Below are 21,661 nucleotides of genomic sequence, written 5' to 3' on the forward strand. Positions count from 1 at the left end.
GCAGCATAAACAACTAATGTAAAAGCCTGCTGCTTCTGACTGTCCGGCTATCAAGTAACTATCCTCAAACACTTCCTGTGGTTCGGGATCTGCTTGGAGTTCCTGAATTAGTTCTTCCCACTGACCCTGCGGCCCAATTCCTCGAGCCAGATCAGCGATTTCCTGCTTTTCTGCCAGCGTCATTAGTTGTTTATGCTGCTTCCCTCGCTTTACAATCTCGTCGATGGTGATTGGCATAGTGCCCCACGCTGGTTGAGTGTTTACAGCTTTTGATTGCTGCACAACTGTAGATCTATCCAAGCCATTTCACAATGCTCAGCCACTAAGACATCAAGGCCAACCGCACAATATCCCCAATCTGAATCTGTCCACCTTGGATTATCTTAGCTGTAATGCCTCCATGCCCACGCATGCTGTTGTAACCCCCAGCCCCTAGATTCTCTTCCATTCTGCTGCAGGGTGCACAGATGCCTGTGGTTTCTAGCAGTACTTCTCCAACTTGGAATTGCTGATGCTTCAAGGCCAGAAGGTTGATCCCCGAAACCACAATGTTCCGCCGCAGCAACTCTGGTGGAATCTCACTCTTGCCCAGTATTCTGGCCACTACGTCTAGGTGTTCCTGCTGAATCAGTGTGACTTGGCGTTTGCCGGTACTCGACTTCTTAAAGTGATCACCCTCGAGCCCTGTGTCTGAGTTGGCGGTGACTTCACTGACAGAATGAACCTCCAACAGGCGCTTGGTACGAATTCCAATCCATTCTACTTTGCCCTGTTGAGGGATGCTGCGGAGGTACTGCCTCTCAAGAGTTTCGTTATAGCTCATCTTCCAGTACCTGCTTTCCAAAAATTATTTACCTTTAAAGTAGCCATAAGCGCACAATGAGGGATTGATAACCAGCAGCAGCCAAAATGGTGGAGGTGGGCCAGTATATCCCGGTAACTCTGGCGCCCAATAGGTGGAAAAAGTATTAAATAAAGCCACACATAACATACAGAACATCAAAGCAATTTCACCAATAAGCACTTTTTTTGCTGAAGATAAATCTTTAATATAGCTACAAAATATCAGCAAAAGCCCTATCCCTACGTTTAATGCACCAACCACATCCGCTGTTGATTGCACAGTTTTGAAAGTTTTTAAGGAAACATCTGCCCCCATACTCTCCATTAACATTTCATGTGCAAACAAAAGCAGGTAAATCAGCATACCTCCAACGGCGACATGTAATGCACCAACAATTTTCAATATCAAACTAACTTTCATTTTGTTTCCTCTAATTGAGTTTCTGTAATTTAACGCAACCCACCACCCGCATCAAACTGATAAGGCACAATGGAAGTTGTATCCGTCATGTCCAATGCACCCACTAGCTTCTGCTGGATGTTTGGGAAGAACTTGGCTCCCTGATCACCGACCAGCACATAGAATATGATGGCCGCAGCAACAGCACCCAAGCCAATCCCCAGACCCCAGCTACTGGTACTCCTCGGAGTGTACTCCATCGGCTGCGCTGCTGAAGCGGCAGGCGTTGTAGTACTGATGTCTACTGAATCTTCGACATCCTCTGCGGCTGAATCGACATCAAACTTGGACTGCTTTGGTGCTTCCAGTAATTCCAGTTGCAGGCGATTGTTCTCCTGCAGAAGCTTGTGATTATTCTGCTGCATTGCCGCAAGCATTTGCTGGTAATTCTCTCGTTCTTGCCGTTCGGCCTTTCGTTCATCCTGCTCGTGGTGCAGCTGCTCCAACAACACCTGATTCTGATTGCGTAATTCTTCTACCAGTATCATTGCTGCTGGTTCTTCAGCTGGTTGCGTTTTTCTATCTGATGGAAGTGGTTCGTCGGGAGGCATTGATTCCCAAATGGGGGCTGGCTCTCCTGCGGCAATGATTCGCACAAGCTGCTCAACCTGCTCATCACTGAGTTCCTTGCGCCGGCCGTTCTTGCATGGTTCGATTCGGTGATCTTTCAGAAGAGCGTAGAGACGTGATTTGCCAACCTGCAAATGGGCGGCGGCTTCGCTAATGGATTGCATGGCTTCCTGCCTTTCGGAGGTTCGGTTCCAACCGTTTTAAAACATTCCGACGAGTCCAGACACGTTCCGACGATTCGGAACAGTTTGGACGAGTGGTCATAACCCATTTGCTGCAATTGACATTCCTGTTGGTATTTAAGCCTCTTCCATTCGTACCGCGAGTTCCGACGAGTCCAGACACGTTCCGACGAGTCCAGAACACTTCAAAACGCCTCAGAATCTTCACCAGTTCAATTTTTCATTTTATCAAACTCATACCTGCATCACTGCACCCTCCGAAACCTTCCTGTGATCTGCAGGTCTTGACTGCACTCTGTCCCAGCAAACATCTGCATTAACTCTGATCAATCTATCGGATTAACAATCCGGTGGTTTTAAACTTTGGTCTTATCTTCAAGATATTTTAAGCAGACGTCAAAAGAATCAAGAATTTTTGTTCATCAAAAATATTGACAAAAAATTGGCAATACCGTATCAAAATGATGCCTCCCAACTAGCAGGGATTTAATCAAATTATTGTTCAAATGTCTTTAATTAAAAAGAGTCAATATGGCAATGATGGTCTGGATTACGATAAAAGTGAAGGAAGGCAATCTTAATCAGGTGATGCAATTGGTTGATGAGCCTTATGGCAATGCTTACACAGCATCACAAAAGGGTTGTGAAAGATTAGAGAGATCTATTTCACACGACAATCCTAATCACATCCTATTAACTGAGTTATGGAGTTCTAAAGAAGATTGGGATGCATACCTTGAATTGCAGCAAACAGTGAGGGATGAAAACGGTTGGATGGGACGTCTCCTTCCTCTGGTGGAGGAAGATTGGCTACAAGTCACATTTTCCGAAATGAATAAATCATTGTAGTGATATTCCATGGGAGATTAAGAGTTAATTTTTGAAAATCAATAATTTTGGAGAATCAAATGAAAATTATCGCAAGTGCCAAAGTGACCAAAGGATATGAACACTGGAAAAATGCAATTGAAAGTGAGGATCACAAGAAAACTCGAGAAGACTCTGGCATCTTTTTTCTAGAATACGGCTACCAAGAAGAGACTGGACGAGTTTTCATAGTTGAGGAATTAGAGTCAGCCGAGTCAGGAGCAAAATTTCTTGCAAACAATCCAAATTACGTAGATGAGGTTGGAATAGATCCATCGACTTTACAGGTAGTTGCACTGGAAGATTGACCAATTGCAGGGATCTCTAGCATCTTAAAAAAAAATTTATAAGATTCATGATTTGGTAACAATTGGGGAGTTCGTTTTAACCATTGGCAAGTAAATCTCCTCTAAGTCAGAGATTCACTGGGATTGGTGGGCTTTACTGAATGTATACTAATTTTAGGAAAGTATACATTGGGGCAGTGATTCGACTCATTATCTGGGACTTCGCTTGACTACTGAACGTTAGGAGTCCACTATCCGGCTCGGAAGACCCAAGCGATACGCTAACATTCAGCTGAATGAGTATGCGATCAGCTAGCACTAGCCAAACTGAACAAGGTCTGCCATTCACTGATACGAAAAAAAAATATGTTCAGTGAATTTCACGATTAGTACAGGGACTTTTTCTCAGACATTTTATTTCTCTGTACTACTTCATGAACGTCCTCTGGGGGAAGCTCACTGACTCGAGCTTCCCCTCTACTAACCGCTAATATCCCCTCGCTCATTGTAGTCGTCTAACTGCTGTTGCAGCCCAATCCTTCAAGCGACTATCTGCTTTTCTTGCTTCAAGGCGCCCAGCCCTTTCAGCTGCGTCTACAGCGCTGCCACGCTTGATTCGCAATAACTGTTCACCTGTTGATCGGTAGCCGTCGCATTGACAGCGCTGCCACCAGGTGCTCCAGTGTCTGTGCTTTTAGCGTTGATTAAGCCACAAAGTACTCGACTTCGTCGTCAACGGGCAATGTAGTTGATACGTCAGTCGTCTTAGGGTCAATGTCTCTGAGCCAGCACTACCCCTCTGATTTTAATGGGATGGGGGGAGTAATCAAATTCTTGAGATCTGCCCTACATTATCGTATTTCTCTCCAGACATTCGTATCAAATACAAAAAGCCGCAAATGTTTTTCTGTTGAGGGAAACAATGATCCGTTGATTAGTGTTCAAGTTTCCATGATTATTTCTGAAGTTTATAAATTTTACACTTCCCAAGCACCATGAAATTCGTAACCAACGGCAGGCTTGTCCCCAACAACCCATGCATCATGCCCTGGTTCAATCGCATAAGCGTCACCACCAGAGTAAGTCTCCTCAGTGCCATCGTTATGACGACAGGTTACTGTGCCCTCGACAATGACGCCGATATGCCTGGCTTGACAGCTTTCTGTCCCGACAATCGGTTTGATATCCTTTGACCATTTCCAGCCGGGCTGGACAGTTACTTTGATTACTCTTTGACCACCTACATTTACTGTCTCCACCCGGGCATTGCTTGGAGTGCTGACTTCATCAGCGCCATTGGTAAAGTTCTTTACTTCAATGGATGCCATTGTTTTCCTCAAAAAAAGTTAGAAATTTCATCGAGCCTTTTTGCAGGACTACTGCTTCACACAACTTATCTTCTCGCAGGGTTAGAATAACGAAGCAATCAAATAGTGAAAAGATTAGGAAGGTTCACCACGTCTGCAGCAGGATCGAGGACTTGTTTTGACGGGTAGTGGGGGGCTTGACTTCAACTACCTGCGATGGGATAAGTCAGCACTCCTACCATTTTGCAGGAAGCAATTGTACTAACGCTTACTTGAATAACTGACCAACTTGGAGACTCTATGATCAAGCATCAAGGTGGATGTCACTGTGGAAAAGTTAGATTTACTACGGAGTATGACCCATTGCTAGTAGGACAGTGCAACTGTACTCGTTGTAGACGCTTGTACGGAACAATGTCTGTCGGTGCTATGTTTGGTGAAAATGAGCCTGAAATCAATGGTGAAACCTATGAATACACCTTCAATGGTGGTAGTGGAATGCCTGTTCATCTACATTCTTGTTCAACATGTGGCACCAGGATCTACGCAGAACCGGAATCTTTTGGAGGAATGATATACGTCCTCCTAGGTTCCTTTGATAATTCTCTCGAATTCGAACCCAAGGGTGAAATTTTCACAAAATACAAAATGAGATGGCTCCGGGATAACGGTTGTATCCAAGAGTCCTTCGAAGAGGCTGCAGTTTTAGAGAGAATGCAAGCATTAATGGAAAACTTAGATCAACGTGCTTGAAAACTGCCAGCATCACTATGAACAATGACTCCGTGATGAGACTCTCATCCCTGCTCAATCACACAACGTCACACAGGGTACTCCATCCCCATCACGATCCAGAATCTGAATGTTGCACTGGGTGAGGTAGGCCCTAGTTTCTTCGTAGTTCTTCATTGGGATGCAGGAAATTGGTCGGAGAGGTCAAAGGGTCTGCACCATCACTGCGCCAATGATTTTGGTGGGATGGGGGGGTCTGGTTCTTCTTACTCTCAGTACCTCAATGATCCATCAGAAGGATGTCGCATCGTAGTACCTAAGCCACTTTCTGTTTCAATAAATTACTGACACTCTGGGCAGACAGTACCTTGTCCGTATGTCCCTGATCGTGAAGGGTCTGGGCCACCTCCCGCAGTGACTTGGTCTTGCCTGGTCGGGTCTTCGATACCTGTCGGGCAATGCGTTTTGCGTTTGTGACCAACTGCGGATCCAGTTCAGCAAAACTTTGCCGTCCTCCAACCTTCCTGCCTGTCTCCAATCGTTTCTGATCACGAGCTCGTTTCAGTTTGGCAACCAGGTTGCCCTTTTCAAACTGGGAGACTGCACCCATCACCTGACGAATCAGTACCCGTGATGGTGTTTCTTCACTGAAATACTCAGGACTATCGACAGGGATCAGATGGATGCCCAACTTCTGCAGTTGCTCGACTCCCATTTCCTGATGAATCAGATCCCGACTGAATCGACTGGCATTCTCAACCAGGATCACAGTCAGTTCGCGTTGCTGGCATTCTGCAATCAGATCCGCAAATCCAGCACGTTCCTCAATGGCACTGTTGCCGGTCTTGACATCGTGACGGGTCACTTCGATGGACATCTGGTTCCTTACGGCATAGTCCTGCACAGCACTCAACTGGCGAGGGAGTGAATCCCCATCCTTGTTGGCTGCGCTGGATGTTCGGAAATATGCTGCGACTCGTTGCATTGAATGCCTCCATTGGGACTGTTTAAAACAGAAATGATGGCATCCAATATCAGATAATTAATGGTCAAAGTCAATATTATTTGTCAACTTTGTTTGAGCATTATTGACAAAGTATATCGTACTCTGAGACTAGAACCAGTGATAGAGCATTTGACTTCGGATCAAAGGGTCAGTAGTGCAGTGATAATGGATGAAGGTCTTACATCACATTATCGAACATATACCTGCATCACTGCACCCTCCGAACCCTTCCCTTCTGGAGGAAGCGAAACTCGCATTCTGGATCAAAACTCAAAACAGATTCCGATTATTTTGCAATCATTCCTGCTATCTGCTGGTCTTGACTACACTCCATCCCAGTAAACATCTGCATTAACCCTGATCAATCTATCAGACTATTCATCCGTTGCTCCACTATTCCTGATCTACAGTTGTCGAGTAATAGGGGAAAGCCCCTTGCATGACCCACAGTAGAGCTGTGTCGCTTCACCCGAGTACAACTTCGGCCGACCGTCTTAAAAACTGGAGATCCTATGAGATCCAGATCCCTGCCGGCTACCCCTATCCAACTGTTAATTCTGATCTTGGTTTAGTGTTTAAAATAGGCACGGCGGTTTGGGATCATTGATCTCTAAAGTGCAAAAACAAGTGACCACCATTCTAACAATGGAGTAGGTTATGATGAGGCTATTTACTGCTATTTTGTTTTTTACATTAATCTTTGGAGCCCAATACACATCAGCAGCTGATGTGAGTCGTCTCCGATTGATGATTCCAGTTTCAGCTAGTAATGAGGCTGAGTTGGCATCAACCAACACTCAGGAATCTTACGATCCTTCAGGATATAATTTGAACTATGTCACTGGTAGTGGATTGGGGTTAGGCTATACGTCTACCACCATTGTAAATGGTATAAATTATGTGGAATCTACTACCACGATTGAATTCAAATCAACATTTACTCAAACTTTTTTTGATCTTTCCTATACTGTGGGTTCTGAATTAACAGCTCAATTTGTCTTGGGCTATCAGATAGGGCAGTCAGATGGAGAGAGGGAATACTCTGGTAAAAGTGAAACAACAACCGTGGACTCTTACCACGGTTCTGCCTGGGCGATTAATGCTGGCTATGATTTTGGTGGTGTTGAGGCTTTAGTCGGGTACCGCTCTGAATTCACATCTGCAGATATTACAACAGCTGACGGTGTTAAGAGGCACGGTTGGATCAAATCCAAAATTGTTTCAGCTGGATTTGGTTTAACCTTCTGATCAACAATCTGGTGGTCTAAGATTTGATTTTTGGTGGTGCTACCTATCAATTAAATAAGATTTGTTTCTTGATTGCCGATTAGTAAAGATTTGATCTCCTAGTATCATGACTCTTAAAACAAAAATTCACAAAAATAGCCCTGAGAAACCCGATGAAGACTATTGCAAGTGTTAAACTTACCAAGGGATACGATCATTGGAAAAAGTGCATTGAGAGTGATCATTACAAAACTATCCGAGAAAATTACGGAATTAATTTTATTGGTTACGGCTTTCATGAAGAGAGTGGGTGAGTATACATTGTGGAAGATAACGATTCGCCTGATGCTCCTCAAAAAATGTTTGATGCACACCCAACCTATGTGGATGAAGTGGGCATAGATCCTTCCACCGTTATTTTTATATCCCTCGAAGGGTGACAAGCTAATTTTCTGAATTGACTCCAAAGTATTTAAGATTTTGGACAACAGCTGGGATCTAGTTCAACTGGATCACACCTTCCTCTACACCTGCCCGCTGACTAACTCCGGCTAACCACCATCGGATCTTTAATCCGGTAGTCTTTGATTTTAGAACTTTCTACACTATCTCTCCTCCAGTCGTCCTCCCCAAGAACCAAATCATTCGATAGATTCAAAACAAGGTTCAATCAAGATTTTGACAAGATCAAAATCAAAAAGTCATTTCCTCAGCCCAGAGAGAAAAACGTGAAAGCAATCAGATCTTTTAAATTCAAAATATTAGGATGGACTTCATTCTCTAAACGTAAATCAGCAGGCACTCCTCAAAGTGAATCTGCTAGTCCAAAGGTTCCAACTCAACAACAACAGCTCTTGCAGGACATCCAATCTTTATCTGCCTAATATTATTTAATAATAAATATATTTGGTAACAATTGGGGTCTGTTTTGGGTGTTGTTCCATCGGATTCCCTGCAGACCAGATAATCACTGAGTTTTCTGGATTTGTCTAATGTTTACTTTGTGCAAAGGTGAACATTCAAATAGTGAGTGGAGTCAGCACTTAAACTTTGCTTGTCTTTTGACTACCATCTCAAGGATTCTTGGTCAGACTCCAAATCTTGGAGCCATTTCCAAGTAGAAAAATCGAATGATGCAATAACCTTAAGAAGTAGTGCGAGGTCTCATGTCTACAGTATTATCAGCAACCGTTGAAATGAAAGATCCAGAGAAGTTTAAGGAGTATTCGCCCAAGGCAATCGCATCAATGGAGCCATACGGCGGCAAGTTGATGCTACGTGCAAAAGTCGAAAAAGTAATTCACGGCCCTATACCCCATCAAGTTATTGCATTATTTGAATTCCCTGACTCTGCAGCTATTGATTCTTGGTATAACTCTGATGAGTACAAGGCCCTCATTTCACTTCGTGATGAAGCTGCAGTCATTCGATTTGCTGTAGCAGAATCTTTCTGACTGATATCTCAATATTGACTCCACCAGAATGTTAGGTTTCAGAAATACTGTGGAGTCAGTCCCCTATTCCTTCCCACTAACTGATCAGACATCTAATACTGAAAATTGGTGCTGATAATTTAGCCCAGTATTCACCTTATGCTTGCCTTTTGACTACCTTCCAGTTGATTCTCTTCGCGTTGTTCTAATTTTTTAACAACAACCCTTTGGACTCAAACTGATTTTTTTCAAATCGAGCTCAACAAGGAACCTCAATGAAAAAGAAATTCCTCGCAATGATGACTGCAGCCATAATTAGCGCCCCTGCTGTATTTGCATTTCACGAAGAAGATACAGGACATTTGATTGCAGGGATGCCAGTAGTCTTCATGGCTACGGGCGTAAAGTTTACTCCGCAACAACATTCAGAACTGAGAGCGATTGCGCAAACATGGTTTGCTTCTGAATGCTTCCTTTCCCAACGAATGTCCATGGATTTACTCGTGGATGAAGCAGGAAATGGGACACTGGTCATGCGTTGGCCTACTAAGGAATCTTACATCCGTGATCAAAAAGCTGTGCTTGATCCAAAGCACCCAGCCGGAGTCTGTGATGCAATAGCAAAATTCCGGATGAATACAGTCAAACTTTCTGGGGTCAAGCCAAGTGATGTAAAATTTACCACCTTTACATCGGTTGCTACTTCTCCTCGATAACATTTCCTTGGGATCCTAGATTGGATCCCATCTTCCCTTGGCAATATCCCACCGACTGAACTGGTCTTAAGAAAGTAAATACTTGGGAAATAGCGTAGAGCAGATTTCGAAGCAGCACCTCCGCATCACTGGAAGTGAAGGGAGAAGGATGCGGAGGTGTTAGGACAGTAGCAGATTAGAAAAATGTAATATCTTTTTTTATCAAATTAGCGAGCATATCCGAGTTCGTTTTCTTGACTCTGTCTATCTTTGGGTTGATAAGTTCGATTGTGAAGAGTAATCCAGCTCTGAGCTCTGACATTTGCTTGCTTAAATTTCAACAAGGAGTCGCTATGAGTATCTGCAGAACAACAATTCTTGAAACACATACGAAGGAAGATGCTGATTCATTGTTAGCTGACTATATCGAAAACTTTGACTCGATGTTTCCTGAATGCACACTAACCCTTAACTCAAGAATTAGCCCAACAACATTGGTCAGTAATTCAGTTTATTCTGACCAGGCAACGATTGAAAAAACAGGAAATGGAGCCCGCAAGGAATTCGCAGAGAAGCACAAGAATCGCATAAAACAAATGACTACTCATGTTGGAGAGGTCACTCTATCGAAGTAGATAACCATGAGATTGGGTCACTATATCAAGAACAATTGCAGTCAGGTGAAAAAGCCATTTCTTACTAACAACAGCAAAGCGAGATTTGAATGTGACAGCCGAGGAAACCGTCTTGGGAGGTTATGCCGCCTTCGGGCAGGGAAATATGGAAGCCTTTGCAAAGCTTTTCCATCCAGAATGCAAAGTCATTGTAAATGGTAAGCATGCTTTATCCGGCGAGTATGTTGGATTTGATGCGTTCAATGAAGGAAACTTATCCAAACTGAATACTGCCTATCCCGGCATGGGTATGGACATTGAGAAAGTCGTCTCGAATGACTCTGATGTAGTTGTGTTTCTCAAAGTCACTTATCAAAACTCAGTAGCTCGGGCGGTTCATCATTTTGTCGTAAAAGATGGATTGCTGATGGAGTTCAATGTCCATGATGATAGTCAATTAGCAGCTGAGGCGATTCAAATCTAAGTCATAAAAGCTGGATTTGTGTTGTGCGAGTTAACCAGGAGCTGGCTTGATCTGCTCCTTGCTCCTGATCGCATCACTGCACCACGCAAAACATTGCCTCTTGAATGATGCGAATCCAATCCATGCAGAAATTCTTCAACGCACCAAAGCCCACCAACCCAATCTTGAGAGGGTGAGGGAGTCCCCAGCTCATTATCAAAATAAACGATCGTACAATCTACCTTGCTCCTTATCTCGGTAATTCACACACTTCTGAAAAACAGATCCACCATTATATTCTCGGTCCCACGCATTTCTTGATTCACAATTCAGCAAGGCACCACAAGATGCTTGTAAAAATAAGAAACTAATAATGGCCATGGTCACGAATAAATTCATAATATCCTTGCCTTGATTTCTGTGATGGTGTGGCCCACCAACCTAATCACTCGTAATCTTCCCAGTTCCAGTCTTGGCCTTCACTTGGATCATAATCCAAAAGTTCTCTGACAACTTCTTGTCGCAATATCTTTCCTTCTCTGACATGAAAGGTGGACATAACTGCAATGTATCTTAGGTCTGTCTCATTAAATTTTGAAAACCATCGAGTAACAACAATCTCCTCATTTTCATAGAGAATTTTGCAAGGCCCAGAAGCGACCATACTCGACATTGTTTTCATTAAAACCTTTTCTGATTCAAAATTTGCCTCTAGCTCCATCCTATGATCCAAGCATAGATATTCAGGGCGTATCATTTCCTCAATCAATGAGTAGTCACCACGAAAACCGAGCCACCAAGCAGTGTCTATTTGTTCTCCTTTCGTCATTACCTCTCCTTATGCTGGTGTCCATGATTTGATTCCTGCGATGGTGTAGTCTCCCCAAACTAATCACTCGTAATCTTCCCAGTTCCAGTCCTGATTTTCTGCAGGATCATAATCCAGATATTCAACTACACTTTCTTGAGTAATAATTTTGCTGTCTCTGTAAGTAACGGCATTAATAATTGCCACACACAAATTCTCTCTTTCTAGCAGTTTCGAATATCGATGAATGCATAAGAATTTTTCACCTTCGTAGATCGTTCTGAAAGGGCCAATTTTGATACTGTTAGAAAAAGTAGAAATGATTGCTTTATCTGAATCAATATTTGTTTCAATTCCAAATCGATGGTCAATAGCTTTATAATCTGGATGATAGATTTCATCTACTAGAGAAAAATCACCTTTAAAGCCCAGTCTCCACGCTTTTTCAAACACTTCTGCTTTAGTCATTTTACCTCCCTCATGCTGGTATTCGTGATTTGATTTCACTGACGGTGAATCTGACTAGCTGCTTCCCTCTGAGTTTCTGCACTTCAGCATCGAACAGGATGCTCTCTAAAACATCCGGTCGATGCTGGATCTTCTGATGAATAGAACTAAGAAGGTAGCCAAAAGTTCTTGGTTCTGCTCCCTGAGTTCTTAGGAAGTAGGCCCAGGCACCTTTTGAGACTCTCTGCTGATCGTAGAGATAGTCCACAAAAGACCTTTGCTTCACGCCTTGCGTTGAATTCTTTTCTACAGGGTTCCCCTGTATCTCCGGTTGTTGTCCAGAGTGAGACACTAAATAGGGATGCTCTGTTGGATCCTTCTTTGGCAGGAGCAGGATGAGTTGCCTGTTCTGCTTCCAGGATCCATCTGCCTGACGTTTTGGAGGTCCAGTTATCCGTTTGAGGAGACCCAGTCTCTCCAATTGCTTCAGGGTTCTCTGTACGGTTGCTCGACTGACGTGGCCCCAGAGCTCAATCAGGTAATTGTCGGCAAGTCGAAGGCGGAGACTTTTGCGCCTGAGGAAGACTTGGATCAGTTTCTCGACACGAAGGATCAGCAGCGATGGTAAAGAATTTACCCACTCCTTGAGTCGACGGTAACGATTTGCCCAGAGTTGGCGCTTTCGAGGGGATTTTTGGGAACTGTGTCGTTGATGGAGTTGGATCTGTGGCATCCTGCCTCTTCTTCAAGTTGGTATGAAGAAGAGGAAGCAGTCATGAAATCTGGCTACACTTTTCATTTCCGTGAAAATTAGATGATGTTTTCATGGAAAACTTGAAATGTTGGTGCAGATATTTCATGCTTTCCAGCGAACGCCTAGTTCACTGGATTAGCCGGCCTTTCAGAATTTCAGTCGCCAAACTTTCGATTCTGTCTGTGCCGGTTGCTTCCTCTCCTGAAATTGCCTCCCCAGCGTCTCGCTAGTTCAGCTTCAGTTAAGAAACCCGTCTAAATTTTTCTTCGTCTATCCAATTCGTGCCTCTCAGCAGCTTTCTGGTTCTCGAGTTATCGCTTCATCCGGTACATGAAGTTGGCAATGTATTTAGTTGAGGAGCATTGCCACCGGACAACTGAGAGGCGTTAATCGTCCACCTCTCAGCGTGTATCTGGCTCAGTCCCCGCAATCTTCAGTGCTGCAGAAATTTGTTTTTCCAGTGATGATGAAAGCCACTGCCCTCCGTGACTGATTGCCGCATAGAATAAAATCCCGACAATTGCAGCTGCGGACAGCAGCCGTAGTCCTACAAATCGGCCACCACGTTGCTTTCTAGCAGTTGGTGGCGGTTCTTCCGGAACTTTGAATTCCTCAGCTGGTGGCCTGCTATAGATCTTTTCCTTGCTTGCTGATTCAGTTGTCTCAGTCTTTGTGTACTCCAGCAATCTGAGTCGATCATTCTCATGACGTAAGTTCTGAACATCCTTCTGAACGACCATTAGCATCTGCTGATAATTTTGCCGTTCTGTTGCAACCTCGTCCTCTCTCTTCTGTCGATCTGCTCGTTCACTGGTCAGCATTTCCCTCAAGTGGCCGATCTCACTGGACATGCGTTGGACCAGTTCCTTGTAAGGTTCTGAGGAAGATTCTGACAGCTCTGCGGAACGTTTTGCTTGTTCTGTAGGTCGTCCCAATGGTCCTGAAGGACGTTCTGGGTCGTTTTCTAGATCTAGAGCGGGATGAATTGCGTTCTGAAGGATTTGGAGTTGGGCGTCATCAATCATTCTTGACTTGCCCTGCTGGAAGGGTTCTACCCCTGTCTGTGTCAGCAAGGAGTATAATCTCGTCTTGCCAACCCGCAGATCTCTTGCTGCTGCAGTGATGGTTCTCATGTCGACCTCCATGTCGTTCTATAGTACGACCCAGGTCGTCCGCTGGGCCTTTACAGGGAATGGATTTGCATAATCCACACAAACTATGGGCTAAATCAAAAAAAGGGCGTGATGACGATTCTGGACATCTTCAGATATGGAATTTTTCCATTTTTTCGGGGATGGGGTCGAAGTCTTTGAAGTATGGGGTACGGAGGGGGGTCGGGAGGTCTAACTGTCTGCAGTATTATCGGGTGCTGGTTTTGGCGAGATGGGGGGTCTTCCTTGGCTGAACTTTAGGAATCGGCTCCATCACGAATTATTGCAGAGTCGAATTAATCTTTGCAATTTTTCTGATGATGTCTTAAGAGAGGTTTTTCTCTATTAGTTGGGTATCATCACAAGAATCATTTCATAGAGGTAACATGACCCCTTGGGAAATTCATGGCTATGAAGTAGCCAATTGCAATTGTGCTTATGGTTGTCCTTGTCAATTCAATTCACTTCCTACAACAGGAACATGTGAAGCCGCAGTGGGGTTTAGAATTGAGAAAGGGTTTTACGGTGATGTAAAACTTGATGGCTTAACTGCTGGAATGACAGCTAAGTGGCCCGGTCCCATTCATGAAGGAAATGGAGAAAGGCAGATCATAATTGACAAAAAAGCCTCACCCGAGCAACGCACTGCCTTAGAGAAAATACTCTCTGGTGATGACACAGAACCAATGGCCACAATTCAGTGGGTCATCAATGCAATGACTTCGACCCATCATGAAACGCTTTACAAGTCGGTCCAGGTTAATGGCAATATTAGCGAAAGAACTGGACGTGTAGTTGTTGATGGTGTTTTCCAAGTGGAGGCAGAACCAATCAAGAATCCTGTAACTGGTGATCCTCACAGAGTAAGAATTGATAATCCCAATGGTTTTGAATTCACTATCGCTGAAATGGCAAGTGGCACTACAAAGACCTCTGGAGGTGATATTGATCTACCTAATAACGATCAGACACACAGTCACATGTGTGAAATTCATTGGAACAATTCGGGAGTGATTCGAAACTAGTTCAGGTTGGTATTCCATTATTGGAAGTGTAGTGATGAGTGAGCGTACTGGAATTGAGAGGCTACTAGCTAGAGATCGGCTAATCATCAGCATGGCAATGCTTGCAATTTTTCTGATTGCAGCTGTTTACACACTGATGGGGGTCGGTATGTCAATGTCCGCTGTAGAGATGACATTTGGTGCTAGTGAAATGCCCATGCAGGATATGTCCTCTCGTAGCTCAGGCTCATCAATGATGGAAACGCCTTCTAAAGACATGCTTGACGGTGGTATGTCTTCCATGATGATGCCACCGGTTTGGTCTGCTAGCTATGCAGCTTTGGTGTTTCTAATGTGGTGGGTCATGATGATTGCGATGATGCTGCCGAGTGTCACATCAATCATCTTGCTGTATTCCACTTTGATGAGACGCTCGAATCACACTCAGAATCCCTCCATTTTAGCAGTAACTTTCTTGGGAGGTTACCTCGCTGCTTGGGCATTTTTCAGCCTACTGGCAACTCTGCTACAATCAGTTCTGGAACTGAGAGGCTTTGTGTCTCCGATGATGATGTCACTGACAAGTCAGATCATTGGTGCAGGGGTGTTGATTGCAGCTGGGCTATATCAATTCACACCCGTGAAGGAATCTTGTCTGCAACACTGTCAAAATCCAATGAAATTTCTTACAGAGAAACGCCGACCAGGTTATGGAGGTGCTTTCCTGATGGGGGTTGAACATGGTGCATTTTGCCTCGGATGCTGCTGGTTTTTAATGGCACTCTTGTTCGTTGGAGGGATCATGAACCTCTACTGGATTATAGGCCTGACAATGTACGTGCTGCTTGAAAAGTTAATTCCTACTAGAAACTTAATCAATATCGGGAAAATTGCGGGAAGTCTACTGATCCTGGGTGGAGTGGGAATCATCATCAATGGCTTTGTGAACTAGGATGATGATAGCGATGAAAGGTATGAGGGTGTTTGGTGATACACTCTGGATGGAAATTAGCAAAACAGATTAGTCAGCCTGGCTGTTGGTATCAGTACTGTTGAATAGTGCTGGAGAGGTCAACCCATCTGCACCAGCACTACCCCGATGATCTTGGCGGGATGGGGGGGGTCTGGTTCTTCTTGCTCTAGCCTGGCCCGCGGTGCCTCCAGTCGATTTTCCATCCTCAGCAGTCTTGCCAGTACCCCCGCTTTCTGGTCTGTTTGCAGCAATCTCTGATCGCAGCAGTACCAGTTCCTCGATGACCTGTTTGGATGTGGTGATCGGCATTGTGCCCTCAATACCTCAATGATCCAGCAGAAGGTACAAATCGTCTAACAAAACTTTCGCCTGCTGTGGAGTAGGAGGGGTCTTGTCTAAACCGAGGACTAATCCCGCCCTCGTCAAAAAATCTTCGTACTCTTCTTTGCTCAGTGGCATTGGCTACCCACAGATCATTTGCACCTGCATTACGGTCAGTACTAACTCTCCGCAGTCAGTTCTGCTGCGTTCAAATTAAGTTTAAAACGTAGCAGGACTAAAACCAGTTATTATGTTTTACAAAACATAATAATCTGTTCTTGATGGATGCTTGATACAGTTTGGTCGTTCGTTAAGTGATTAGATAACACTGCTTGAATGTATAGTTTTGACCTTGGTACACATTAACCTTATTTTGATGAACATTGGTTCAAATTAGGTATCAAAAGACAATGGGAAGCTATTGGAAAGAAGCCCAAGGTTGGATCTCTTAAAATTCTAGCACTTAAAGCAAAGGTTTAATCATGTATATGGAAGCAACTGTTAATGTTTGTGATGGATATCAAAAAACCCTACCATCACCTGAGAAAGGAGCCGTTCTGCTCAAGGATAATGGCTCCGGTTGTTGGGAGATTGTTTCTCAGGTTTGCAGCGATTATGTGCAAACACATGGAATCAAGCCATTAACAAAAGAAAAGTGCAGGATGATGATTGAGGCCAAAGGTGGTTTCCTTTCAGCTTAAAAATGAAAGACCAATATTTGCTGGTGTAGCGAGCGTAGAAAAATAACAGATCGCGTGCGCGGCTAATTAGGTGATGGGTATCAAGTATTGGGAGAATCATTCAAGTGCGCACGTGTACAATATACAGGGTGGCATTACTTGTATGTGAACCAATTAGCATCCCCAATGTATACTTTGGTCAAAAGTGAACATTGGACTGCTGAGATCAACAACCTTGCCCAACCTCGCGCATGAGCAGGTCGCAGGTGATAGCGTTAACCTTGACGATGAAACAGTGATTCTCCCGATGTGCTGAAGATCCCACTGACCTGCCTCTCCGGTTCTGCTGGGTTGGGTTTTGATTTCTTGCGTTCCTGCAGGAATGTCGTATCCATCCGCATCTGTTGAGCAGGGACACTCACAATGAAATCCTGCGTCAGAAAAGCTTTTGAAAGAATTGTTTCAAACGCCTGGCGGACAGATTTCATCAATTTTTCTGAGAGTATCTGCATCTAAGTCCTGGTCAGCTGCTACTACATTCAGTCTTGCCTGCTCAGGTGATTTCATCCCTGGAATGGGGCAGGTGACCGCCGGATTGGCTAAGACAAACTGCAGCGCCAAGTCAAGCATGCTTTTCTCTGGGGTCACGAATTGTCGGAGTTGACTGACTCGACCAAGTTCTTTCAAGAATTTTTCATGTTGATCCCCACCCAGATTCCATTTCAGCCGTACAGAATCCGTAAAGCGAGTGTCTGCAGAGAATTTATCCACGAGCAAACCCTGAGCGATTGGGCCCCGTAATAGCACACCGATATTGTTCTCCAAGCAGTAAGGCAGGATGTCCTTTTCTGCGCTCCGGCTTAAAACAGAGTAGTTGATCTGACAAGCCGCACAGTTACCATCCACATTGATCACTTTGAGAGAAGACATGTCATTAGTGGAAATCGCGTAATGGCGAATCTTCCCCTGTTGCTTTAATAGTTCGAAAGCTTCTACAAAAATTTCAGGATTTTCTGGAGTGCCCACATGACATTGATAGAGATCGATGTAGTCTGTTCCCAGCCGATATAAACTGGCGTGGCAACAATTTATAATGCTGTGAATGCTTTTCAAGCCAACAGGGTCACCGATTCTTCGGCCCCAATTCCCAACCTTTGTGGCAATAAAGACCTTATCACGCTTGTTCTTCAATGCCTTGCCAGTGTAGAACTCACTTTGACCAAGTCCATAGGAATCCGCGGTATCAAATAGATTAACACCTGCATCAAAGGCAGCATCAACCGTCTGGATGGCCTGGTTTTCCTCTATCGGACCCCATTGGCCGCCGATGCCCCAACAACCCATGGAAATAACACTTACTTCAAAGCCCGTCTTTCCAAGAATTCTGTATTTCATGTCTCCTACCTATATTTAATAATTATAAAGAAATCTAACTAGTAGAAGTTAAAAATGAGTTTTTTATGGAAATAAAAGTTGTGGATGTACAGTCTCATGTTTTTCCAAAAGACTATGCTGAGTTACTCTGTAAAAGTAAATCCAAAGTAAGGGGCACAAAGATTACAGAAAATAAATACGCAGTCGATTATTTTAATGGCATGTATACGTTCTACATAGATTTGGAAAAATATGAACCCAGCTTGATCCTTGAAAAAATGGAGAAATCCAAGATTGATGCAGGACTGATCAGTGTGAATATACCCACTCCAGATTTATTGGATGAAGAACTCCGGTTGGTAGGCTCCCAAATCTGTAATGATTACATTGAGAGCCTCTGCAACAAATACCCTAAAAAATTCTTTGGGCTTGCTAACATTGCGATCAATAATCCTACAAATTCAATTTCTGAGTTAAATCGTTGTTTGCAAAAAAGTAATCTTTTCAAAGGTGCTTTTGTCAGCTCGCATATCAATGAAAAAAACCTAGATGATCCAGAGTTTTTTGAATTTTACGCCCAACTAGAAGCTAGAGGAATTCCCCTGGTTTTACATCCCACAGTTCCGGCATGGGGCGAGGTCATCAAAGACTACAGCTTGATCCCAATGATGGGTTTTATGGTCGATACTTCTATTGCGTTGATGAGGCTCATTCTCAGTGGAACACTTGACAAGTATCCTGAGCTAAAGATAGTTCAACCACATTTGGGTGGAATTCTCCCTTACATCATGGGACGGATTCAAGAACAAATTGAAGTTAAGAAAAGAGGTAATGCTAATATAAAAAAAGAGATCAAAAGCTACTTCAAGAACATTTATTTTGATTTGGTAAGTCCATCTGATGAGGCTATCGAATTTGCTAAAGCATTTGTTGGATCTAAGAATTTAATGTTTGCTACAGACCATCCTTGGATTGAGATGGATTCCATGGTAGATTACGCCCATAAAATGAATGTTAGTCCAGAAGAAAAAGATGATATCATGGGGTCAAATGCATCTAAACTGTTCTCCCTAAAAAGCTAAATAGTGCGGTAAACAACTGATGACTCCATTGGTTTGCTAGTTTTCGATTTGGGTTCTAAGGACAAACAACAATTTAATCATTAAATAGTATAAAGCTAGTTTTTGATTGAGGTATATTAAATAAGACTTTAGGTCAAAAAGCTATTATCGAACATATCTCTTGGAGTGCTTGGCCTCCAACTTCAGATAGACATCTCTTATGACTCGAGCATCTTCTAAAGCATTGTGCTTATTTGAGCGGTCACTTGCTCCTATAAAATTTTCTTTGAAATATTCTTCTTCAGGATCATAACCTTCCCAACGTAGCAGGCTGACCACGTCAATAGGCCACCCATCAATATATTCCGGCATATCTTCTACATACTTGATTCTCATCATTGTACGGAATACGACCCAATCATATGTTCCACCTGAAGCTGCTAAGACAATCTTTTCCCCAAACGACTGCAACCAGTTTTTTAAACCCTTTGGATGCGAAACTACCCAGTCTAGGTCGCCTTTGAAAAATTGGGTTTTGCCTGATTCTTTGTACGTGTGATCACTCATGTCTGTAAGAATAAATCTGTCGACTACGTTTTCTTTTAGCCAACGATCCATATGGGATTCATCATAGTCAGTGAATTCTGCATAAAATGCTCGTGTTCCATCATACGAGACAAATCCAATACTCATTGGGGTGGTTTGCTGGTGCAGACGAGTTACTTCAAGATCATAGAATAAAATCAAAAATCCTCCTGGTACTCATCGTTTAAAAATTTGAATTCATAGGTCGAAACTCGAAGTAAACATTGGAGAAAGGATAGGGTTTACTTTGAAGAAGCACCTCCGCATCAATAGAAGTAAAGGAAGAAGGATGCGGGGGTGTTAGGGTATTATCAAACTCATAAATTTCCAGTAATTCCCTACGAATTTAGACAACACTCATCAACCAATTATCAATTAGTTTGTATATTTAAATTTCTTGATATATTTATAATTAAATTTTAATAAATGATTAGAACCCAAAAGCAATATGCTGCGACACAATGGCTAAGCTGATTCAGTGGTTCTTTCACTGAACTTCATTCACAAATCCAGTCAGTGAAATAATTCGTGGGAAATATCAGACAGCGTGGATATTTCCCACATTTCAGGCTTGTATTCGTTCACCCGCACCATGAGAGGTTTGTATGTCACCTGCAAATTTCCGTCGTTGGAGAAGGATCTTGATCTGGAGTACTTTGACTGGAAGTACAGTGTGGTTACTGGGTTTGATAAGTGCCTGGAACCCTAAACTAATTGCCTCCCTTTACAGTATTATTGGTCTTTAACTATCCAAGACAACCAGCCCGTTCAGCTGCTACCTTAGGAATCGAATTCCTAGATATTATCTAGCCTAACTGGTGATAACCACCAACAAGGGCAACTAAAAGGGCAACATTATTGATAACCAGAGTAGATTTGGGACTACTTTGATCCGCTCCCATCACCCTCTCTCGCATCACTGCACACTCCAAAAACTCCCCTTCTGGATCAAAACTCAAAACAGATTACGATTATTTTGCGATCATTCCTGTGATCAGCTGGTCTTGACTGCACTCCATCCTAGCAAACATCTGTATTAACCCTGATTAATCTATCGGATTAGTAATCCGTTGGTCTAAGTTTTTGGGGTTGATTCCCTTGCTCTGTCAAATATGTTCGATGTCCGCAGTCGTTCCAGTACTTCCATCGCATTGGATACCCTATCTTCCTTTGTGGATCTGTCCTGCAGTGGTTCAGTGGAATTAGATAGATATTCTTCCAGTCTTTGCTTCAGTCCTATGTTGTATCTATTCATATGATTTTCCTCTGAACTCTCTGCAAACCTTTGTTCTGTTGGATTCCAAGCTATCCAATATGACCTTTTCTTTCGTATTGTCCCTAGAACACAGAGACGGAAGTTTTGCCAACCATTTGATTCTTTCATTAGTTTGAGGAGTACCCAATGACTGGAACTTTGTTTATCGAAAAAATGGGCATCAATCTGCCAATCAGAATATTCAGTGTCCAATGTATCGATTGTTTTCATCACTTTCCTAATGAATGAATTTTTCATACAAGTTAGTATTGATGCAGATGATTTGCTGATGTTTATGGATTAATGGATAAGAGAACTCGGTCACTCTGCATGGTAGGCTCAGTCCTTGGGGGCCTGCCTACCACACTCGTTCCTCGTTAGATCCAGCACAGAAGAGAGAAGACAAAACTCCCTATCGTGCGCGTAATGTTAGTATTCAGCTGTCCTGTCCCTACCTGTTTCTCCATTTGTCCCTATCTGTTTCTCCATTTGTCCCTATCTTGTCCCTATCTAATCACCAACATAAGGACAAAAATAAAGCATTAGTATCAGTTAGTTGAAT

At 43.3% G+C, this 21,661-nt stretch carries 29 protein-coding genes; 13 read left to right on the forward strand and 16 right to left on the reverse strand.

Annotated elements, in window-relative coordinates; genetic code table 11:
• The 4 genes from P8O70_16310 to P8O70_16325 all read right to left on the reverse strand — a co-directional run.
• On the reverse strand, positions 1-300 hold a 300-nt coding region (locus P8O70_16310; GenBank protein MDG2198406.1), incomplete at its 3' end, for a hypothetical protein.
• A gap of 22 nt (positions 301-322) precedes the next feature.
• A complete protein-coding gene (locus P8O70_16315; GenBank protein ID MDG2198407.1) occupies positions 323-823 on the reverse strand; it encodes an MOSC domain-containing protein in 501 nt (166 codons plus the stop codon).
• Positions 824-847: 24 nt separating this feature from the next.
• The gene (locus P8O70_16320) at positions 848-1,264 is read right to left on the reverse strand and encodes a hypothetical protein (GenBank protein MDG2198408.1); all 417 of its coding nucleotides are present in this window, start codon (positions 1,262-1,264) and stop codon (positions 848-850) included.
• A gap of 29 nt (positions 1,265-1,293) precedes the next feature.
• Positions 1,294-2,037 (reverse strand): hypothetical protein, encoded by a 744-nt coding sequence (locus tag P8O70_16325; protein ID MDG2198409.1) that lies wholly within the window; start codon positions 2,035-2,037, stop codon positions 1,294-1,296.
• A 549-nt stretch (positions 2,038-2,586) separates the two neighbouring features.
• Between P8O70_16325 and P8O70_16330 the strand changes: the two genes are divergently transcribed.
• Positions 2,587-2,904, forward strand: coding sequence for an antibiotic biosynthesis monooxygenase (locus tag P8O70_16330; protein ID MDG2198410.1), 318 nt, complete (start codon positions 2,587-2,589; stop codon positions 2,902-2,904).
• A gap of 59 nt (positions 2,905-2,963) precedes the next feature.
• On the forward strand, positions 2,964-3,230 hold the full coding sequence (locus P8O70_16335; GenBank protein ID MDG2198411.1) for a hypothetical protein: 267 nt from the start codon (positions 2,964-2,966) through the stop codon (positions 3,228-3,230).
• 956 nt (positions 3,231-4,186) lie between these two features.
• Here P8O70_16335 and P8O70_16340 read toward each other — a convergent pair.
• Positions 4,187-4,537: a cupin domain-containing protein gene (locus P8O70_16340; GenBank protein ID MDG2198412.1), complete on the reverse strand. Its 351-nt coding sequence runs from the start codon at positions 4,535-4,537 to the stop codon at positions 4,187-4,189.
• Between the two features lie 279 nt (positions 4,538-4,816).
• Here P8O70_16340 and P8O70_16345 point away from each other — a divergent pair, with 279 nt between their 5' ends.
• Positions 4,817-5,269 (forward strand): GFA family protein, encoded by a 453-nt coding sequence (locus P8O70_16345; GenBank protein ID MDG2198413.1) that lies wholly within the window; start codon positions 4,817-4,819, stop codon positions 5,267-5,269.
• Between the two features lie 54 nt (positions 5,270-5,323).
• On the opposite strand, the gene P8O70_16350 is transcribed toward P8O70_16345, so the two are convergent.
• Together P8O70_16350 and P8O70_16355 are read right to left on the reverse strand one after the other, a co-directional pair.
• The gene (locus P8O70_16350; GenBank protein MDG2198414.1) at positions 5,324-5,425 is read right to left on the reverse strand and encodes an excalibur calcium-binding domain-containing protein; all 102 of its coding nucleotides are present in this window, start codon (positions 5,423-5,425) and stop codon (positions 5,324-5,326) included.
• Between the two features lie 139 nt (positions 5,426-5,564).
• The gene (locus P8O70_16355) at positions 5,565-6,233 is read right to left on the reverse strand and encodes a recombinase family protein (protein ID MDG2198415.1); all 669 of its coding nucleotides are present in this window, start codon (positions 6,231-6,233) and stop codon (positions 5,565-5,567) included.
• A 186-nt stretch (positions 6,234-6,419) separates the two neighbouring features.
• Between P8O70_16355 and P8O70_16360 the strand changes: the two genes are divergently transcribed.
• From P8O70_16360 to P8O70_16385, 6 genes are all read left to right on the forward strand, one after another.
• Positions 6,420-6,596 (forward strand): hypothetical protein, encoded by a 177-nt coding sequence (locus P8O70_16360; protein ID MDG2198416.1) that lies wholly within the window; start codon positions 6,420-6,422, stop codon positions 6,594-6,596.
• Between the two features lie 315 nt (positions 6,597-6,911).
• Positions 6,912-7,502, forward strand: coding sequence for a hypothetical protein (locus P8O70_16365; protein ID MDG2198417.1), 591 nt, complete (start codon positions 6,912-6,914; stop codon positions 7,500-7,502).
• Positions 7,503-8,647: 1,145 nt separating this feature from the next.
• Positions 8,648-8,935 carry a DUF1330 domain-containing protein gene (locus tag P8O70_16370; GenBank protein ID MDG2198418.1) on the forward strand — a complete coding sequence of 96 codons (288 nt, stop codon included), beginning with the start codon at positions 8,648-8,650 and terminating at the stop codon, positions 8,933-8,935.
• 254 nt (positions 8,936-9,189) lie between these two features.
• A complete protein-coding gene (locus tag P8O70_16375; protein MDG2198419.1) occupies positions 9,190-9,630 on the forward strand; it encodes a hypothetical protein in 441 nt (146 codons plus the stop codon).
• A gap of 332 nt (positions 9,631-9,962) precedes the next feature.
• Positions 9,963-10,244 (forward strand): hypothetical protein, encoded by a 282-nt coding sequence (locus tag P8O70_16380; GenBank protein ID MDG2198420.1) that lies wholly within the window; start codon positions 9,963-9,965, stop codon positions 10,242-10,244.
• A 91-nt stretch (positions 10,245-10,335) separates the two neighbouring features.
• Positions 10,336-10,707, forward strand: coding sequence for a nuclear transport factor 2 family protein (locus P8O70_16385; GenBank protein ID MDG2198421.1), 372 nt, complete (start codon positions 10,336-10,338; stop codon positions 10,705-10,707).
• A 424-nt stretch (positions 10,708-11,131) separates the two neighbouring features.
• Here the strand turns inward: P8O70_16385 and P8O70_16390 are convergent, their stop codons facing one another.
• The 4 genes from P8O70_16390 to P8O70_16405 all read right to left on the reverse strand — a co-directional run bounded on the left by P8O70_16390 (position 11,132) and on the right by P8O70_16405 (position 13,828).
• Positions 11,132-11,515, reverse strand: coding sequence for a hypothetical protein (locus P8O70_16390; GenBank protein MDG2198422.1), 384 nt, complete (start codon positions 11,513-11,515; stop codon positions 11,132-11,134).
• 63 nt (positions 11,516-11,578) lie between these two features.
• Entirely contained in the window at positions 11,579-11,962 is a 384-nt protein-coding gene (locus P8O70_16395; GenBank protein ID MDG2198423.1) for a hypothetical protein, read from the reverse strand.
• Positions 11,963-11,972: 10 nt separating this feature from the next.
• The gene (locus tag P8O70_16400) at positions 11,973-12,674 is read right to left on the reverse strand and encodes a hypothetical protein (GenBank protein ID MDG2198424.1); all 702 of its coding nucleotides are present in this window, start codon (positions 12,672-12,674) and stop codon (positions 11,973-11,975) included.
• A 422-nt stretch (positions 12,675-13,096) separates the two neighbouring features.
• A complete protein-coding gene (locus tag P8O70_16405; protein ID MDG2198425.1) occupies positions 13,097-13,828 on the reverse strand; it encodes a hypothetical protein in 732 nt (243 codons plus the stop codon).
• Between the two features lie 404 nt (positions 13,829-14,232).
• Between P8O70_16405 and P8O70_16410 the strand changes: the two genes are divergently transcribed.
• Together P8O70_16410 and P8O70_16415 are read left to right on the forward strand one after the other, a co-directional pair.
• A complete protein-coding gene (locus tag P8O70_16410; GenBank protein ID MDG2198426.1) occupies positions 14,233-14,871 on the forward strand; it encodes a DUF1326 domain-containing protein in 639 nt (212 codons plus the stop codon).
• Positions 14,872-14,905: 34 nt separating this feature from the next.
• The gene (locus P8O70_16415; protein ID MDG2198427.1) at positions 14,906-15,802 is read left to right on the forward strand and encodes a DUF2182 domain-containing protein; all 897 of its coding nucleotides are present in this window, start codon (positions 14,906-14,908) and stop codon (positions 15,800-15,802) included.
• A gap of 69 nt (positions 15,803-15,871) precedes the next feature.
• On the opposite strand, the gene P8O70_16420 is transcribed toward P8O70_16415, so the two are convergent.
• Positions 15,872-16,132, reverse strand: a complete 261-nt coding sequence (locus P8O70_16420) for a hypothetical protein (GenBank protein ID MDG2198428.1) — start codon at positions 16,130-16,132, stop codon at positions 15,872-15,874.
• A gap of 15 nt (positions 16,133-16,147) precedes the next feature.
• On the reverse strand, positions 16,148-16,282 hold the full coding sequence (locus P8O70_16425; protein MDG2198429.1) for a hypothetical protein: 135 nt from the start codon (positions 16,280-16,282) through the stop codon (positions 16,148-16,150).
• Between the two features lie 344 nt (positions 16,283-16,626).
• Between P8O70_16425 and P8O70_16430 the strand changes: the two genes are divergently transcribed.
• On the forward strand, positions 16,627-16,845 hold the full coding sequence (locus P8O70_16430; GenBank protein ID MDG2198430.1) for a hypothetical protein: 219 nt from the start codon (positions 16,627-16,629) through the stop codon (positions 16,843-16,845).
• A gap of 254 nt (positions 16,846-17,099) precedes the next feature.
• On the opposite strand, the gene P8O70_16435 is transcribed toward P8O70_16430, so the two are convergent.
• Together P8O70_16435 and P8O70_16440 are read right to left on the reverse strand one after the other, a co-directional pair.
• Positions 17,100-17,312, reverse strand: a complete 213-nt coding sequence (locus P8O70_16435) for a hypothetical protein (GenBank protein MDG2198431.1) — start codon at positions 17,310-17,312, stop codon at positions 17,100-17,102.
• Positions 17,287-18,219, reverse strand: coding sequence for an aldo/keto reductase (locus P8O70_16440; protein ID MDG2198432.1), 933 nt, complete (start codon positions 18,217-18,219; stop codon positions 17,287-17,289). The genes P8O70_16435 and P8O70_16440 overlap by 26 nt, the downstream gene beginning before the upstream one ends.
• 65 nt (positions 18,220-18,284) lie before the next feature.
• Between P8O70_16440 and P8O70_16445 the strand changes: the two genes are divergently transcribed.
• On the forward strand, positions 18,285-19,280 hold the full coding sequence (locus P8O70_16445; GenBank protein MDG2198433.1) for an amidohydrolase family protein: 996 nt from the start codon (positions 18,285-18,287) through the stop codon (positions 19,278-19,280).
• A 144-nt stretch (positions 19,281-19,424) separates the two neighbouring features.
• Here P8O70_16445 and P8O70_16450 read toward each other — a convergent pair whose 3' ends face one another.
• Complete coding sequence (locus tag P8O70_16450) at positions 19,425-20,006, reverse strand: 3'-5' exoribonuclease (GenBank protein MDG2198434.1); 582 nt, start codon at positions 20,004-20,006, stop codon at positions 19,425-19,427.
• Positions 20,007-21,661 lie beyond the last annotated feature (1,655 nt).

The organism is SAR324 cluster bacterium (genome assembly GCA_029245725.1).
Classification (GTDB): domain Bacteria; phylum SAR324; class SAR324; order SAR324; family NAC60-12; genus JCVI-SCAAA005.